16 protein-coding genes are annotated in these 16,207 nt (G+C 37.1%); 6 read left to right on the top strand and 10 right to left on the bottom strand.

Annotated features, from left to right (window positions below):
- Window positions 1–11: 11 nt before the first annotated feature.
- The 6 genes from AWW68_RS20005 to AWW68_RS00180 form a co-directional block, all read right to left on the bottom strand.
- Complete coding sequence (locus tag AWW68_RS20005; protein ID WP_157717452.1) at window positions 12–437, bottom strand: hypothetical protein; 426 nt, start codon at window positions 435–437, stop codon at window positions 12–14.
- Window positions 370–3,123 (bottom strand): MobF family relaxase, encoded by a 2,754-nt coding sequence (gene mobF, locus AWW68_RS00160; protein WP_157717453.1) that lies wholly within the window; start codon window positions 3,121–3,123, stop codon window positions 370–372. Before mobF ends, AWW68_RS20005 begins: the two co-directional genes overlap by 68 nt.
- Window positions 3,124–3,269: 146 nt before the next feature.
- Complete coding sequence (locus AWW68_RS00165; protein WP_221405955.1) at window positions 3,270–4,001, bottom strand: hypothetical protein; 732 nt, start codon at window positions 3,999–4,001, stop codon at window positions 3,270–3,272.
- 36 nt (window positions 4,002–4,037) lie between these two features.
- Complete coding sequence (locus AWW68_RS00170; RefSeq protein ID WP_068215352.1) at window positions 4,038–4,775, bottom strand: hypothetical protein; 738 nt, start codon at window positions 4,773–4,775, stop codon at window positions 4,038–4,040.
- 5 nt (window positions 4,776–4,780) lie between these two features.
- Window positions 4,781–5,554 (bottom strand): hypothetical protein, encoded by a 774-nt coding sequence (locus tag AWW68_RS00175; protein WP_068215354.1) that lies wholly within the window; start codon window positions 5,552–5,554, stop codon window positions 4,781–4,783.
- Window positions 5,547–5,981 carry a hypothetical protein gene (locus AWW68_RS00180; RefSeq protein ID WP_068215356.1) on the bottom strand — a complete coding sequence of 145 codons (435 nt, stop codon included), beginning with the start codon at window positions 5,979–5,981 and terminating at the stop codon, window positions 5,547–5,549. The genes AWW68_RS00175 and AWW68_RS00180 overlap by 8 nt, the downstream gene beginning before the upstream one ends.
- 260 nt (window positions 5,982–6,241) lie before the next feature.
- Between AWW68_RS00180 and AWW68_RS00185 the strand changes: the two genes are divergently transcribed.
- Entirely contained in the window at window positions 6,242–7,588 is a 1,347-nt protein-coding gene (locus AWW68_RS00185; RefSeq protein ID WP_157717454.1) for a hypothetical protein, read from the top strand.
- A 133-nt stretch (window positions 7,589–7,721) separates the two neighbouring features.
- Window positions 7,722–8,078, top strand: a complete 357-nt coding sequence (locus AWW68_RS00190) for a hypothetical protein (RefSeq protein ID WP_068215360.1) — start codon at window positions 7,722–7,724, stop codon at window positions 8,076–8,078.
- Between the two features lie 110 nt (window positions 8,079–8,188).
- Here AWW68_RS00190 and AWW68_RS00195 read toward each other — a convergent pair whose 3' ends face one another.
- From AWW68_RS00195 to AWW68_RS20210, 3 genes are read right to left on the bottom strand one after another with little or no spacing between them, the layout of a single operon-like run.
- The gene (locus AWW68_RS00195; protein ID WP_068215362.1) at window positions 8,189–11,689 is read right to left on the bottom strand and encodes a PIN domain-containing protein; all 3,501 of its coding nucleotides are present in this window, start codon (window positions 11,687–11,689) and stop codon (window positions 8,189–8,191) included.
- The gene (locus AWW68_RS00200) at window positions 11,670–12,353 is read right to left on the bottom strand and encodes a hypothetical protein (protein WP_068215364.1); all 684 of its coding nucleotides are present in this window, start codon (window positions 12,351–12,353) and stop codon (window positions 11,670–11,672) included. The genes AWW68_RS00195 and AWW68_RS00200 overlap by 20 nt, the downstream gene beginning before the upstream one ends.
- Before the next feature lie 32 nt (window positions 12,354–12,385).
- Window positions 12,386–12,559 carry a hypothetical protein gene (locus AWW68_RS20210; RefSeq protein ID WP_185101168.1) on the bottom strand — a complete coding sequence of 58 codons (174 nt, stop codon included), beginning with the start codon at window positions 12,557–12,559 and terminating at the stop codon, window positions 12,386–12,388.
- 116 nt (window positions 12,560–12,675) lie between these two features.
- Between AWW68_RS20210 and AWW68_RS00205 the strand changes: the two genes are divergently transcribed.
- Both AWW68_RS00205 and AWW68_RS00210 read left to right on the top strand, forming a co-directional pair.
- On the top strand, window positions 12,676–13,347 hold the full coding sequence (locus AWW68_RS00205) for a sigma-70 family RNA polymerase sigma factor (protein WP_068215366.1): 672 nt from the start codon (window positions 12,676–12,678) through the stop codon (window positions 13,345–13,347).
- 5 nt (window positions 13,348–13,352) lie between these two features.
- Complete coding sequence (locus AWW68_RS00210) at window positions 13,353–14,075, top strand: hypothetical protein (protein ID WP_157717455.1); 723 nt, start codon at window positions 13,353–13,355, stop codon at window positions 14,073–14,075.
- A gap of 185 nt (window positions 14,076–14,260) precedes the next feature.
- Here AWW68_RS00210 and AWW68_RS00215 read toward each other — a convergent pair whose 3' ends face one another.
- Complete coding sequence (locus AWW68_RS00215; RefSeq protein ID WP_068215370.1) at window positions 14,261–14,821, bottom strand: hypothetical protein; 561 nt, start codon at window positions 14,819–14,821, stop codon at window positions 14,261–14,263.
- A gap of 531 nt (window positions 14,822–15,352) precedes the next feature.
- Here AWW68_RS00215 and AWW68_RS00220 point away from each other — a divergent pair.
- Complete coding sequence (locus AWW68_RS00220) at window positions 15,353–15,754, top strand: DUF2958 domain-containing protein (protein WP_068215371.1); 402 nt, start codon at window positions 15,353–15,355, stop codon at window positions 15,752–15,754.
- The gene (locus AWW68_RS00225; protein ID WP_068215373.1) at window positions 15,754–16,005 is read left to right on the top strand and encodes a hypothetical protein; all 252 of its coding nucleotides are present in this window, start codon (window positions 15,754–15,756) and stop codon (window positions 16,003–16,005) included. The genes AWW68_RS00220 and AWW68_RS00225 overlap by 1 nt, the downstream gene beginning before the upstream one ends.
- Window positions 16,006–16,207: the final 202 nt, after the last annotated feature.

Consider the following 16,207-nt stretch of genomic DNA (forward strand, 5'->3'; position numbering starts at 1 on the left):
CTCAATCAGGCTTAAATTGTGGTGCTTACGGCATCTCCTTCTACTCTAATCTCACTTACAAAAGTTGAGGCTGTACCATCATCTTTTCCAGACGGGCTTGCTTTGACCCACAGGATGCGCTCATTACAAAAGTGCTCATGAATAGGGTCTAGATTCCTGCCCATTACAGTGACCATCAGTTCATAAGCCCTTAAATAAAGAGTGCTGCTATTTTCTAAAATCGACACTGGCAATAGAGAATAAGACAAACTGTATCTTGACGCGTTCTGAATAAGCTCAAAACGCTTGATTGGCTCGTCTTTTGTACCTAGGGCGTAATATTGTCCTGCACCGTCAAGAGATGAAGCAGGATTATTTTTAGAGCTATTTTTATCGTCTCTCGACTCCTTGGGAAATATCCCTCGTAGCTGTTGTCCGTCTCTGTTTTGGTGCCGCATAGTCTCGTTCGTTTTTAATTCTTTTCTTATAATCCAGTTGCTGTTGTCTTTGTATGAGCCTGTAATGATGTTGCTTGGCTACATCATGAGCTGTGGTGCGCTCTCCACTTCTTTTTATCGCAGATTTTAGTTCTGCCTTATCATTCGTGTAGATCTGTATTTTGGATCGCCCCCTTGATACTGCCACATAAAATGTTTGATCATTGATAGCGCCCATAGACATGTCACTCATGCTTAAATAAAGGTCTTGGCATGTACGGCCCTGAGCCGCATGGCTGGTTGAAGCGTAATTGTGAGCAAGGTGATAGCTATCCTTAGATAAGGTTTTTCCATTCTCCAATAGAATGTCATCCTTGACAAAAGCCTTTACACGTTGGGGTGTTCCGTTGTTGATCTTTGAGCCTTCCTTAGAAACCAAATTGGCTGTCGGTTTCACAAACTCACCTACTGAAATTGGAGTTTTAGTCTTGGTGTAGACATTAAAATATTCAGGCTTATCTAGCGGTAAATTATGCCCTGATCCAGTTTTCAAATCCTTTACCCGAACAGGCTGATTAGGAGCATTAGAAATAACTTCAAGATGACTTCCAGCACGTAGCCCTCCAACTTGGTTCTTAATTATTCTCACAACTCTACCAGGCTGATATTGAAGTCCATCGCGCTTCTGGCTTTGGGTGAGGGATAAATCTTTGAGGGTCTCAAAGACTCTTTCCTCTTGTTTAATTATGCCTTCAGCCTTTAGTTTTTCTCTGGTTAAATCGGATATAGCATCCTTTTCAAAGTTCGTTGGACTTATAATGATCGCACTTCTCTTAGATTTTATTGACTGGATGTAATCATCAGTAATCCTATCAAAGCGATCCTCTTTATCTGGAATTTCTTGAACAGCTTTAAGCTTTTCATCTAAGACTTTATATCCCTGAATGATTTTCTTATTGGCAATAAGATTAACAGCCTGCTTATAAAGTTCAGGTTTTTGTCTCAAATTCTCTCTAACTCGAATGGTTCTAATCTGAGCACGCTGTTGGAGAATTCTGAGGGAGTCACCGTGTTCACCAGGGCTGGAATGCTGGCGAATATTACCACTTAATACCACCTGTCTGGCTTTTTTCTCTTCAGCAATGCTCAGTATCTTATTCATTGTCTTAACCCCACACATGGACGATTCATCGATCACCAAGACGTTTCCGGTTATCGAGTTTTGTGACTTGGTATTCACCAAGAATGAAGCGATAGTTTGGGCATCCTTGAACCCTTCTTTACGAAGAACCTCAACAGCTTGGGAGGAGGGTGCAATTGGAATGACCTTTAACCCTTTTTCATTTATTCCATCAGATAGCTCTTGGAGCAAAGTTGACTTGCCCGTTCCTGCATTCCCCTCAATATTTATTATGCGATCAGAACTACTTAAAATGGACTTTACTGCACGGGTTTGGTCATTATTCAGAAAGTCCCTTTTGATCTTATAGTTTGGATGAATTGGCTTGTTTTTTCCCTTAGAATCAACAACCTTAGAGATCATCTGATCCTCAGACCTGACCATTTCTTTAGTCGTTAGAATAGGAATTACACCATCACTGCCATAGAGAATATTATCTCGCCCTGCCAGATCATTCTCGAAATCTTGTAGGCTATGACCTGCACCATATGAAAGCGACATGGCATGTCCAAGGATACGATTTGTTTCTGCAACTGAATTCCTTTCGAGAAAATGCTCAAGGCTTCGGTCTATGGCTTCGCGTACACTAAGGGTGCGCTGTTGACTTTTCTCTTGTGACTTTAGAGATTGGAACGCTGATAATTCTTCCTTACTTAACTGGGCTTTCCAAACATCATACAATTGATTTTCTGGAACTGACTTCTTTTTTGAGACACGACTTCTTGCCGCAATTTCCGACTTGGCCTTTGGATCTGTGATAGCCTTTTCCTTAGCAATCTTCTCTACTATTTTTCCTCGCTCTGAAAAGCGATCTAAAACTGATTTTGATATGCCTTTAATAGTCCAATTATCATCCGTACGCTCAATCACGTAACCCAATTCAGCCAATTTATTGCTGAGCGTGTTGTGAAAATAGCTTTCTAAAAATGGTGCTGATTTATAAAGACGAAGTGGTTCAACCGCTAAAAACTTGTCTTTAGTGTTACTATATGAAAGAGAGAACAGTACGTTATGAATATGCTCCAAAGGCTGTCCAGCAAATACTTCCTCGTTCTTATATTGATGCTTTACTGGTCGCCCGACTTGATGGTGAAATTCGGCCCAAATACCTGATGAAGTCGACTCAAATCTCCTTTCCGTTGAAGTGTTATTTTGTACAAGGATGAGCTCTTGGGCTTTGAGCATCATCAATCTATTACTCTCTCTAAAAGCCTTTTCTAACTCAGCAGAGTCATTTGAAAACGTTTTTGCAAGTGAAAAACTCTTTGGTGGAAGGATTGTGAGATCCCATCCAATTCTCCTATTAGAAGTATCAATTGTAAGTCTTTCGGAGCTATTTGGATTAACCCCATCAACAAGTTTACCAAAATTCTCGATCGTTACTTTATTCACACCAAGCAATTTTGAGAGCTTACCATGATAATAAGCATCTTCTCCTTCACCATAATACTCTCCTTGTTTGCTGAGCGAAGGATTATAATAGGATTTGGCACGAGCAGTTTTGTTCAGCATGGTATTTCTTAGCATGACGGTAAAGTTTAAATTATTGAGAAGATTGATTTCGAAGACCTGAAGCCTGATTCTAGGCGTAATTATGGGCTTTCTAAAACATGTTTTACCCTCTAATGCTTTCAGGGTCAATGGCTAAATGAGAATTAATTCCTACTTTTTGTCTATGCTCTTACAATTGAGTCTCGTTCTGCTTTATATGCTCTATCTAGAACTTGCTGAGAAAATTCCGATAAAGAGGTAAACAATGTAAATCCAAAAAAGAGGACATCATCCGCTAACTTCCAAGCGGCAAAACCAATAGCAATAAAGAGTAAGGGCTCAATCAAGCCGCAAATGACAAATTCATCGAGTTTGATAGACTTAGACAGGGCCTTCATGATTAAGCTTTCGCCTCGTTTGGTAAGAGATTTATTACCCCCTGTCCATATAGTGATCAGATGAAAAACACCAAAACAGGTAAATAAGACTGTATAGCCAAGCAAAAACTGAGACTCCACGTTGATCCAAACAAAGTCGTAAATCTGATCTGGTGACTTGAAGCAGATTAGGACGGGTATAAAAAACATCCCGAAAGGCTTAAAAATATCCAATACTGCTGTACTATTAAGTCCAACCTGAAACCCTATTGAAGCAATGATCGACAATAGGCCAAGGGTTTGATAGCCCGGATTATATCTAAATGTAGACCACATCTGAAGGGCACTCAAGGCTCGGCTAAAACGTACATATTGTTTAGCACAAAGGAGTAAGAATCCTAGCCAAGTCTTATTAAAGAAAGCCTTAATTAAGCTGCCGTTCGCTGCCCAATGTATAATTGCAAAATCACCAATCTTAACACCTTTTCTGGAGGGTAAATTTCTATTTGATTCATCCGTAATCATAGTTAATGACATTTTAGTATGAACAATGAGTTGGGTATATCAGAGCGCTCAAAACCTAGATCGGACTAGCCCCTGTTTTGCTCCTCTATCCAATAGAAACTTCTTCCAGAATCTGGAAAGCCATAGGTGATAATCCGTTTTGCCGGGCGTTATCAACTCAATAGTAAATCCATCAAGATTTGGAAGAGGGGTATCGTTTGATAGAGCTTTTACCAACACATCATAATCGTCCATAATTTTCGATGGTGATTTTGTATACCGGGGAGACATCTGCAATGCAGACGAATGTTCAGCTAGATTACTTATAATGACTATATGCTTTCCAGTGGCATCAGGTTCGAACTGATCCACAAGTCTGGTGAGCGTTCTATAGAGATTCGTTTGCCCTTGATCTACTGGTTGCTCGGAAAGCTTTCTGATATCATCTTTAACATCGAGCAAGAACCTCCCAACCAAATCCTTTCTTTGTCTTGTAGAAACAGATATCGGGTTACTCTTTTTGATCTCTAAGCTCTGGATACTTGCAATGGTATTTTCTCCACAAATGGTTGAATAGTAATATCTAGCTTGGTGGATATCTGAAAAGCCAAAGCGCTGAACAACGCCTTTGAAAACAGCATCGACATGGAAAGTCTGATCGCTGTATGAATCCAAACTGGCATCATAAATAATACCTAGTGCAGAAACGTTTGTAGGAGTATTCTGAGAATTAGAACTAGCTATTGATAGGACAAGTACTGCTTGTAAGGCCAATAGTGCGTAAACGTAGCTTTTTGAAGGTTTCATAATTTCTAAGATTTACTGTTATTGTTAATGATGTAAGTGGTGTAAATGGCCAGAATTACTCTGGATCGAAGGTTTTCATAAAATCGCTCATCTATCTCCTTTAGAACATCATGTCTATTAAGCTCTTGTTGTTGCAGGTGGAGCGAGTCTTCTAACTCCTGAATGTTTTGATGAACTTTTGATTCAGCAAAGTTTCTGGGTTTATCCTCGAGCCTTTGAAGATTCCCATCGACTAGTTGAATTTCAGATTGAAGTTTTCTGAGGACGAATCTTTTAAGTAGTAGCTTATCTAAAGGTAGACTTCCTCTTTTTGCCGAGAAATATTGAAAGGAAATGAATAAGGAGAAGAGGCAAAGTACAGAGAGTAGACCTGTAGCGATATAATGAACCTTACTTTCTTGTACTTCATTGATTGGATTGGCATCACCCAAAAGCCCGCTTAGTAGATCATGAGAACTCTGGACGATAACCTCCTTCTGACCAATAAAAAGAATGAATATGAAGAAGGTCATAATGATTAGACCTATAACTCCAAGCCAATAGTTGCCTTTTGCAAACTGATAGGCTGTTAGTTTTGGTGTGGCCGCGAAGAAGGCTCCAATAAATGCCGCCATTAAATTGGCTTGCCAGGGTAATTCAAAAATTAAGAGGTAGACTTGATTACTCAATGAGTAGTCACCTGCCCATAGCATAAGCCCCAAAACAATCATGAGTGCCAAAGAGACAGGCTGGTCCTTCAACAGGGCTATAAATTTTTTATACTGTTTTTTCCTATTCATTATCTTGAGTTTTAGAGTGATCAGATAGGTCTCGAATTTCCTGCTTTTCGGCTTTCAATTCAGCCAACTGTGTATTGGCTTTATCAATAGCTTCAAACATTGAGTCGGGCACGGATTTTAGTTCTGAATTAATGAAAGCCTCCGCATTTTCTTTGATGTGAGTGAGTTTCTCTAGTGTTCGGTCAACCTCCTTTTGTTTGTCAGTTGACCAATAGAGATGCTTGCTTTCAAAAGAGATTTTAAACTCTTCCAAATCCAGCAGTGCTTGAGCAACAGTGAGCTCGACAGGAATTCCTGTATGCTTGTTATGCTCGGCTAGCTTTGCGTAATCTTTTATAACATCAGCATAAACTAAGTCTTGCAAGACATAGTCTTCGGCAGCATTTTTACCTCGATTGAAGAGCCTTTTAAAGAATGATTTTTTCATAATAATTAATTTGTCATGTCGACTAAATTAACGCAACCACCCCTTCTTAAAGTTTTGATTATCAGTGAGTTCACTCATTTTTTCGTGAATTCACGATTAAATTATGCAGCCCTTCCTACCAAGTAGATCAGCTTGAATTATTACATATCAGATATGAGTAAATTCTTTGCTAACTTGATTTTGCAGGTTTATATTCACTAAGAATTGATAAGATTGATATGTCCGAAAAAGACAAACTTGAAGACCTCAACAACAAGATTATGGAAATCTCAGAAAGGTTTCAAAGAATTGAGGGTGGTTATCCAATGTTTGCAAAAGGAAGAGCAAACTGTTCAATCGGCAAATATCAAAAGCTCAAAAAGAAATTTTTTGAAGAACTGGAAAGATATAATAACCCTGAACATCATGATAGAAGTGGTCTTCCATTTGAGGAATGGACTTATGTGAAAGGTCTTAACTATATTATTCAACAGGCCGAAGAATATTTGGAGATAAAGGAAGCAGAAGCTAAGGCTCTTAAAGAGCAAAACAGTAAACTTGAAGAACAAAGGAATTTTACTTTAACAAATAAGTCATGGATTCTCTTTTTTTACAACCAGCCTAATAGACGGCATTCTCTTAAACCTATCCTCTCAGTTGTATCTCTAAATTGCTTAGAAGATTTCAAATGCCAACTTGAATCCTGTGATGAACTTAGCAGTTCCCTGTTAAACACTATTGAGGGTAGTTATCGTTGGATAACTGATAGACTTTATTCTTTCTATTTTCCTTATGATAAAAACAAGATACTGATGTCAATCTTTCTTTATTTCAGTGATGACTATAATGATGTTGTAGGTATTTACATGCGCACTCAATCTGACAATTTATTCTCCGGTAGAATTAGAGGAAGATTTCTAGGCTCTTATTTAAACAAGAGAGATAATCAAGACAAACTAGATTCAACCATAAGCCGATTAAAAGAAACTGGTGAATACGATGTAATTATAGATGAGGTAGGTAATAAATCAGGAAACTTTTTATCCTTTTCCGTTGATTCTCAAATTGACTATCTGAAGCTTTACAGAAACATTGGAATTGGATCCATGGATAATGGATATCGCCTAGTTAACTTTCAATATCGATATGTTGATCATGAAGAAAAGGAAATTTACGTTAACACTGATACGATTATTAATTCCTTATCCAAACAAAATGATTTAAGGAAAAGAAACGATTTGATAAACCTTCGGTCATTAGTAGAAGCAATAAAAATGGATTTCTATGAGAGTAGAGCTCCTAGAATTAAAACTATTGAAGATTTGCTTAAAAAAAGACTAAGAATTTATACATTTATTCATATCCATACAGGTACTCAAGAGTCCACACTACATCTAATTCTACTTGGTAGAAGCCTTGAATTATGTAGAAGAGTGCTAATCATCTGCAATGAAAAGGAAAAGAAGAGCTTTGAATACTTTGCAAGTTTAAATCAATCTCAATTCGATAACCTTCAAGATCGTGCATCGATAGTTTATTATAGAAACCTAATGGATGACTTCGAAAATATCTTGTCTGCCATAAAAAAGTATACTAATGGAGATAAACTTATTTTTACGACAGTTTAGACTTTCATTCAGAATGAAAAAATGAAGAGAATTAAGCCTGATATTCTTTCATAACAAAATGTCAATTAGAAATTGACACTTTGAGTCAATTCATTTAAAACTAAGAATAATAGAGTGTATTAGGGGATGAATAATGAGCAAAAAGTTTTCGGGAAAGGTACTTTCATTGGTTCAATTATTTGAAAAGAAATACCCAGAACAAAATACCCAAGAACTAGTGGAGATGATTGATTTACTTGAAGAATATTCTTGGGATGTGGAAGCTACACACTTGATAATAAAATTAGGAACAGCAAAACCTCCGTTTGACTTGAATGATGAGATATATTTGAACAAGATTTTATCTGAATTCCATAAATCAAGCAAACCCATGGTGGATAATCAAAAGCTTGATTCAATTTTGGGCCTTTCTAAATCCTCACTTGTCGATATAGATTCGGAAAAAATAGGTTCCATTGTTTCAGACCTTAAACATCTATCATTTGAATAGTAGTTGCTAATGAGATGATTACTGTCATTGAACCTTGAAAGCACTTCATAAGTCTATGTAAAACTTATTAGAAAACATTTTTTTTGAAATTCGATAGAATTAGTATTTACCTAATTATCAACTACCTCAACTTTCTTTTTTAGAGAGCTAAGGGCATTTATAAGACATTGGCATAATTCGGTGGACGCATTCCCCAAAAGGCTCATATTTCTCCTAATATATCCTGTTATTTCTTCTGGCTGAATATTGAACCTAGGGTAACCTCTAAAAACTTCTCGAAATAGAGTCTCGGCAATGCTCATCTTGAATGACTTGCTTAAAGTCTGTTCAAATAGGAATTTGAGAAAATCAATCACCTCAAAAAGAGTTCTTTCATCCTGATGTGCATTATATGGTAGAGAACGCAGAGCTTTCCTGAACACATTATTTGGAGCTTCGAGAATTGGGTTATCTTCAAACGCAGTCTGTAACAACTCAGCCGTAGGAGTTATACCGATAAAATTATTCCTCAACAATTCTAATTGGCAGCTCACATACTCTTCCTTGAAATAGTACTTTATAAAGTATTCAGGACTTGAAAGGCAGAGAGCATGACTAAAGGATTGAAAGTATTGTAAATCATCACTTATGAACCCTCGATGAACGGGGTTGGCCAACATTAGGGTATCTATCAAGTACTCAGAAAAAAGACTACTTTCCTGAAACTCTTCAAGCTTGATAGAAATGATATCCAGCTTATTAGTAGGGTACGCTACTTTGCAATATCTCTTAATCCAGTTTAAAATCTGGTTGTAGCCATTAAGGAGAGTTTCTTTATGCTTGTCAGTGTGAAATATAGGTTTTACCCCTCCCGTCACCGAAATATCCAAAGACGTAAACTCGCTTGGCATATGTTCAAGAGAATGCACTCTTTCTTGTAGGAGGTCAATGAGAGACTGTGGAACAACGAAAGTGATCTTTGAGAAATCAATTAGGTCATCAAGAAGTGAGAATGTGCAGATACTAGCAAAGTCTGGAACAAACTCCTCAATCTGATCAAGACTCTTCGACTTGAATATTGAATTTGGAAGACTCCAATAACCTGATGAATTATCATGTGTTAAATCTGAAAATAGTTCATAGAGCTTATCGCGGGCGAATGCTGCTGCCAAGAAAGTGAAGCCAATTTGTCTTTTCTCATATTTCTTAAAAGAGTCCTTAATAGCCTCTTTATATTGATCTCCAGAGAGACCAAACTGCTCGACAAAGGCTCTCTCCATGTCTTCAAAGTCTTTACCTTTCCAGTCAACAGATACCATATCATAACCAGACAAAGACTTTTTCTGTGTCGCTTCTTCAATAATCTGTAAGAGTAAGCCATGATATTTGTTGAATATTCCATCGATCTTGAATAGATCGTTATAGTCGTTGTACTTGCTCTCTATGGTAACATTTTCCCCTTTCTTATGGCCCAGAAGTTTGCGAAAACCGTGATTATTGATCAAAGCTTCCTTTGAGAGATGGACAAGGTGAGAGCGGCCGTTGTTACCTGTTAATTTCACAGTACAATCTTTTTCAACACTTATCTTTTCCTTGAAATCTATGTCCTTATCATAGAAGCTCAATAAAGCAAAATAGGTGTTTCTAAGGCTGAAATTATTGATTTCAACAGAGGCTCTATTATATATTAAATCAAGTCCCAGGTTAAATTTCTTGGCTCTGAAAAGGATTTTCGTTATTAACTCTAATTGCTTGTTTTTGAAATCAATTTGCAACAAAGCTTGATCCAGTAATAGATCAAGTTTCTCTTCTTTCCCTTCTTGACAAGAAAGTGCAAGAATTAAATATGTAAGTAAACCAGGATCATTCTCAAAAGACTTTAGCCCAAACTCAGCTATATATTCAATTCGGTCATACCATTTGAGTCTTTCACATATCTCTAGTTCCATTATTAAAAACCTAAACCTGGCAGGAAAACTTATTCTCCATGTTTCAAGTGACTCAAGCAATCGGTCATGATCTGTTTTCAGTGAATTCAGGCATTCGATTAGGAGATGAAGGCCCATAGGTTCCTTTTCCAATCTCGGAATTCCATCCAAGATTTCTAAAGCCTCGACACCTCTTTCGAAGGCAAGCAAGACTTGAGCTACTGAGATTAACTGGCTTCTTAAAAGCTTCTCTTTTTCATTGAGGATTTGATTCTTGATATCTGTGACCTGTTGCTCATCAACTTCTTGTGTGACGAACTGTAAAGAGTTTAACTCAAGTATTAGTTGAGTTAATGATGAATCAAATTGCTTATTAACTATATGATCGAGGTAATACTTTCTTGGGCTCTCATCACACTGATGAAGTAGATGGAAAAAGGCAATAAAGTTTGATGATTCTTCAGCAATTACATCAGGTACGTTTTCAAAATGTCTTTTCAAATGTACCAATGCCTTTCCATTCTGTTCTAGATTTGAATATGCAAATCCTACCAGAAAATCAAGATCGTATTTAGCCGAGGCTAAGTCTTCCGAGAGAGCAATGATTTCATTGTATTCCTCAATTTGACTGAGGCATACAAGGGTTGCCTCTACAAATGCTTTCAACCCTTCATTCTTCCAGAAGTTTCTGCAACATGATACCAAGGCAAAAACATCAGAAGTATCTCCATTCAGGAGATATGCACTGTGATGGTAGAAGTAGTATACTTGGTTGAAGAAAGTTGCTTTTAAAACATCTTTATCGTCTAATACATTACGAATCCTCAGCGCAGTCTCATGACACCATTTGATCTCTGGACTCGTGGCAAAAGCTAAATCTCTTTCGTAAGTTGAGACTCTAGGTAAGTCTTGCATTTGAGCATTAAAGACAATGGCAAGTTTGAATATCCAATAATGAATATTATCAATGTCGATCTCCTCCGGGAGTTCTACAAGGTCGAATTGACCGAGGTTCTTATACTCATCATTATAGAGTTGATGGGATTGATAAAGATGATTATATACCAAATATAAATAAACCTTGTTCTTCAATAAGGATCGAGGAATCTCAGAGTGAGTAAAGTCATTATTGAATTGAATTGAGGCTTTCACAAACCACGCTCTGGCACTATGACGCTTGCTTCTTAGAACTTTGACTGACAAATCAAGAGCTTTCTCTTTCTTTTTCAATGCCATTAATGAAGTGCAAGCCCTCTCTTGATATTTTATCCTGTTGGGCTGATATTCATAAGCCAAAACAAAGTTCTCATATACCTTTTCTGCTTCAATAGAGCCCGTGGCTGAATGAAATCTGGCAAGTAAATAATGAGCTTCAGCAAGCAGCTCGCTTTTAGAATTTTCCGAAAGACTTGAGTTTTGTATTTGGTTTATCAACCTTTCTAAATCCTTATCTAAGTCTCCGAGGATAAATGCAGCAAGCTCGTCTCGGAAGCTTTCAAGATTGTTCTTAAAGCTCAAATAGAGTTCCTTATTAAACTCTTTTGTCTTCTTATTTGACAAATATGCCGTGGCTATAAGTGGAGGCACGGATACAAGGCTAAACAATCTGCTCCAAGGCATTTCAAAAAGAAAAGAAATTAGAACTATTAGCGCTGCTGTTACTCCAGAAAAAACGGTGATTAGTTTATACGTTCTTTGATTCATGATTGATTTTTCGTTTTGATGGAAATGGCGGAAGTAACATCGCAGCGAGTCCCTTGGGTTTTTTAGCTTCCAGTTTTACTATTATGTTCATTGCAACCAGTAAGCTTGTCACTTCCCAAGAGCTATCTTTTGATTCAATTATCGAATGAGCTTCTTCGTTTCTTAGTTCACGAATGCCATTGGCATAATGGTACTCAGATTTGTCTAGAAGTCCGGTTTCTTTCGCATGTTCCAAAAGCCAAACAAACTTTGGTTGTTTATATTTCCTTTTGAATTCTTGATCTCTCGAAAAGACACTTTTCAAGGATTCTTCTATTATTTTGGCCATTGAAAGTAGGGCCTTTGACATTAGCCTGAGTTGTACCAGGACAAAGGCTTGGGCTAATTCTGATTTTACTTTATCTCCCAATTCTTGTTCCTGAGAGAGCAAGCGGTTCAATCTTACTTTGACTTCATTAGTTAGATCTATGGATTCATCTATAATCATTGAAATTTGAAGAAGTTCATCTTTCATATGATCTCTCTCTTTTTGCAAAGATTTAATTTTATGATCCTTTTTGACATTACTTTTAATAAGCCACCAAAAGAGGACCGCAATTACGACCCCAATAGCGGCTAGCCAGTTGTTATTGGACTCGTTGTTAGTTGTTTTGTTCTTAGACATTGTTGAAGATATAATTTGACCTTACTCTTTATTCATTTTTCCTTTCTAACACCTTTGAACTTCTCACCATCAGACTTCACATCCATGAACTGACCAGTTTCAGTGTTCCTTTTCACATATCTTTCAATTTTGGGATTAAAAATCTGTGCTCTGTTTCTCACAGCTCCTTTTCTTGCCCCATCTCCATATGGTTTGTTAGTTGCCATTTTTTAATTAATTTTTGATAATATTAAATTTTAAGCACACGTAACTCTTCAGGTTGTGCACACCCACACTACGCAAAGTGCCTACCAAGGCTTTTGCGTATAGCAATTGAAGATCATTGAATTCAGGTCAGGACAACAAAAGTGAAAACAATACAGGGCAATTGATTCAGACAGTTCTGAATAAAAGTTTGGCAGATGAAACACGTTTTTCTGCGTTGTCGATTTTGATTTTGAAATTCAGAGGTTCAATCTTAAATACCTGTGAATTTATTTGTAAAAACCATGGACATGGATTTGTAACGGCAGAGTGGTTAGCGAATGAAGTCTTTGAGAGGTTTTATGAAAAGGGAGGTAACTTCAATACAAATAGAGTTTCAGAAGTACCTATTGACGACTTGTTCGAGCTATATCTGAATAAGATTGCGAGAAATGCATTAATTGATCTTCATAGAAATAAAGAAAGAAAAGAGAATAATCCTTACGATGGCACAGAAGTTATTCAACGAGAACTTCCTAAAATGAGCGAAGTACAACTCGCCAAGTCTAAAATTGAAGTTCGATTACTTTATAAAGTAGTCAATTCCTTCTCACAAAATCATAAAACGATATACCTGACTTATAAGACTTATAAGAAAGAAGGCTTTACGCTTCCAAGGAAACTTCTTAAAAGCATGAGAGAAGAGCTTAATCTTACTCAAAACACTGTGAATCGCTATCTTAAAGAAGTAACCGATGCTGTTGATGCCGCCATTGAAAATTATGTTCAAGGAATGAAAGAATCGGAATGAGTTTGATGAATCAGAACGAAACTTTGGCTTATATAGGTTTTGAATTTCCTCAAAACAAAGATCAATTAGTGAGCCTTAAGAGACTATTTGAAAATTATCAATTCAAAAGTCGAGTTGAGGAGGTCGATCCTGAGAAAATCATTGAAAGACTTAAGTTAAAAAAAGCTAACAAACCAAAAGGTGCGGATTATTTCAAACGCACAGTCTTGGCCGCAGAAATTGTCTCCCAATTAAGCAAAGACAGATCAATGGGGCATCTGAAATTAGAAAAGATGATCTACCTGTGTAAGCATTTCGTAGGAATGCAGATTTATACAAGCTTTGCAAAACATCAAATGGGGCCATATGATCCGCAATTGATTCGATCAATTGACAACCAATTTGAAAACAGGAAATGGTTCAAATATGATCAAGATTCTACTCCTAAGTACATCCCCCTGGATAAATTAGGCGAGCACGAAGCATTATTGGACAAATACTTTAGCAAGGAAAAGTCCAAGCTTGAGTTTATCATCAAAACATTCGGAAAATTCAATGCTGAACAAATTGAATTAGTTGTCACTATTTATGATTGTTGGCTAAAACTGATAGAAGAATGTGAAACTTTCTCACATGATATAATCGTGGAGAAGATTTATGCTTGGTCTAAGCATAAAGAGATATTTGAACGAAAACGTATTATAAGAGCCATTGATTGGATGAAAGAGAAAAAGATAGTGCCCAAATAATCTGTTCTTCTCATTTTATTAATCTTGCTTAAGCTGATTACTTGTTTAAGGTATGATGCAAAGTATGTAAAATGAATTGACTGCATAATTAACAACTATTCTTATCTGTAAACGGGGAGTCGTCTTAGTATCCGGATTAGAACATTCTATTTCTTTCAGTCTTAGTTAAATTTGAAATATCATATCTAAGCTTTTCCCAAGCGATGCGCCTTGGCCACAGCTTCTTTCATCCCCTCCAAATCTAATTGGGAAGTATTTTGGCGATAGTGATTATATGCCTCAGTATTGACTAGAAAATGTTTTAAAGAAGGTTTCTCAATTCGCCTTACTGCAGCATAGCCTGTGGAAACTACAATGGATTTACCTACATAGGTTTTAAAACCTTCGAAGACACCTGTTTCCTTTTTAACAAATTGTGCAAACTGGTTCAGAACTTTCCGGTCTTTCTCGGTTAGTTGGTAGATGCTATTTTCAGAATCTGAACTCTTAACCTGGATCAGCATAATATGCCAGTAGCTATTTCTGCGTGCTACCGCCATTATATCGGCTGGAGTTTGGCTGCCTGGAGAGATAAAAGTGGTATAGCTGGGAGTTAAAGCCTCCACTTTTCTTTTAATATATTCTTCGGCCTTATCTCCGTATGTTCTGTTAGCCAGCCCCGCCAAACCATGCTCAGTTAAAAGGGCTGTTTTCTCAGCTCTCCATTTGCTTACTATGTGTTTTACAAAGTCTTCGAAATTTTTCATTGAAAAGATTTGTGTGGTTCTACTAAATGATACAACAACGACCAACAAGGCTCGACTCTGAATCCGAGAATTATATAATTTAATAATTAATCAGATAATGTAGTTCAGTTGATTGTCATACAATTGACCATTCGTGATAAAAATGTTTTACGGCATTGATCCATCAGGCAAACAATTCTGCTTAGACTGAGCACCTATTTGAAGCGACAAAGGTTTAAATGAAATTGCTAACATATTGCCAACGGCATTTTCAGATTAGTTTAATTTCAATGACTAAATAGTGAAATTCGTCCAGTCCATAATCATTTGGATCTGTTATATGCCTACAATAAGCAATTTTTTTTAGCCATCTAAGTTTGGTTTCCAATTTATGCCCGCGACCATATTTTGAACCACTTTTCTTATGCCCCATAATTCCATAGTAGAGAAGTGGTTTCCATACCGTCTGTTATCTAGTTACAAGCAATGCATTCAGATTGGTTTTGCAAGCCAATTTTCCTAAATTTTAGATCCATCAAACTAGAATTTGAAATGTCACTTTTATCGAAGGATCAACTTGCAAAGCTGATCGAAAATGGGAAGAAAATTGAAAATGGTTCTGACGAAACTGTTCCTCCGATTGTTTTACTACGTCTACCAAACAATCCACCTTCAGCTTGGTTTTTGGCGTCTGTTGACCCTTTAAATCATGATAAAGCTTTTGGGCTAATTGAGATTGCTGGTGACCGACCTGAACTAGGCTATGTCAGTATTAAAGAATTGGAAGACTTACGTGGATACAAAAATCAGGGGGTCTACCATGATGTGCTTTATGAAAGCGCTGATCGCTTGGATATTAATTTGTATGCACGTATGGCCAAGGATTATGGGCAAATCACGTTGCGATTTACAGAAAGAGTGACGAAAGAAGATTTATTAAAATTTAAGTCTTAATGAATAGACAATATCAAAATAGAATCCCAGACGAGGAAACAATTCGGTCATATCCCGCTCTTCCTTTGGCAGCTATCAAATGGCTCCGTGAAACAAGAGGCTGGAGTCTTAGTGAGTCTAAAGAGTTCTTTGAAAATTACAGAAAAACAACGGGAAAAATGACCTATGGGTACATATTTGATGGTAAGAAATTGCCAGAGAAAGTATTCGAAGAAACCGCTTGGGTATGGGATCAGGATTACAATGAATAAAGTATTTCACATATGCTCTCTTAACACCTTGAGTAATTTTTACTTGGTACAGTCATGGTACAGTTAAGCGGTCTGAAATGAATGAAATCTGGGTAAATGGAGGTTCGAAAACTCGCAAAAACCCTTAGTTTTTAATAGATAATATACGCTCATAACGGATTGGTCGCTGGTTCAAGTCCGGCCTGGCCCACCACACCCACTA

The organism is Roseivirga spongicola, from assembly GCF_001592965.1.
In the GTDB taxonomy this organism is placed as follows: domain Bacteria; phylum Bacteroidota; class Bacteroidia; order Cytophagales; family Cyclobacteriaceae; genus Roseivirga; species Roseivirga spongicola.

Excerpts from the sequence above, each read along its gene's own strand:
- AWW68_RS00175 (WP_068215354.1), bottom strand. The coding sequence starts at position 5,554 with ATGAATAGGAAAAAACAGTATAAAAAATTTATAGCCCTGTTGAAGGAC.
- mobF (WP_157717453.1), bottom strand. The coding sequence starts at position 3,123 with ATGCTAAGAAATACCATGCTGAACAAAACTGCTCGTGCCAAATCCTAT.
- AWW68_RS20210 (WP_185101168.1), bottom strand. The coding sequence starts at position 12,559 with ATGGCAACTAACAAACCATATGGAGATGGGGCAAGAAAAGGAGCTGTG.
- AWW68_RS00180 (WP_068215356.1), bottom strand. The coding sequence starts at position 5,981 with ATGAAAAAATCATTCTTTAAAAGGCTCTTCAATCGAGGTAAAAATGCT.
- AWW68_RS00185 (WP_157717454.1), top strand. The coding sequence starts at position 6,242 with ATGGAAATCTCAGAAAGGTTTCAAAGAATTGAGGGTGGTTATCCAATG.
- AWW68_RS00210 (WP_157717455.1), top strand. The coding sequence starts at position 13,353 with ATGAATCAGAACGAAACTTTGGCTTATATAGGTTTTGAATTTCCTCAA.
- AWW68_RS20005 (WP_157717452.1), bottom strand. The coding sequence starts at position 437 with ATGCGGCACCAAAACAGAGACGGACAACAGCTACGAGGGATATTTCCC.
- AWW68_RS00215 (WP_068215370.1), bottom strand. The coding sequence starts at position 14,821 with ATGAAAAATTTCGAAGACTTTGTAAAACACATAGTAAGCAAATGGAGA.
- AWW68_RS00195 (WP_068215362.1), bottom strand. The coding sequence starts at position 11,689 with ATGAATCAAAGAACGTATAAACTAATCACCGTTTTTTCTGGAGTAACA.
- AWW68_RS00200 (WP_068215364.1), bottom strand. The coding sequence starts at position 12,353 with ATGTCTAAGAACAAAACAACTAACAACGAGTCCAATAACAACTGGCTA.
- AWW68_RS00165 (WP_221405955.1), bottom strand. The coding sequence starts at position 4,001 with ATGTCATTAACTATGATTACGGATGAATCAAATAGAAATTTACCCTCC.
- AWW68_RS00225 (WP_068215373.1), top strand. The coding sequence starts at position 15,754 with ATGAATAGACAATATCAAAATAGAATCCCAGACGAGGAAACAATTCGG.
- AWW68_RS00220 (WP_068215371.1), top strand. The coding sequence starts at position 15,353 with ATGTCACTTTTATCGAAGGATCAACTTGCAAAGCTGATCGAAAATGGG.
- AWW68_RS00170 (WP_068215352.1), bottom strand. The coding sequence starts at position 4,775 with ATGAAACCTTCAAAAAGCTACGTTTACGCACTATTGGCCTTACAAGCA.
- AWW68_RS00190 (WP_068215360.1), top strand. The coding sequence starts at position 7,722 with ATGAGCAAAAAGTTTTCGGGAAAGGTACTTTCATTGGTTCAATTATTT.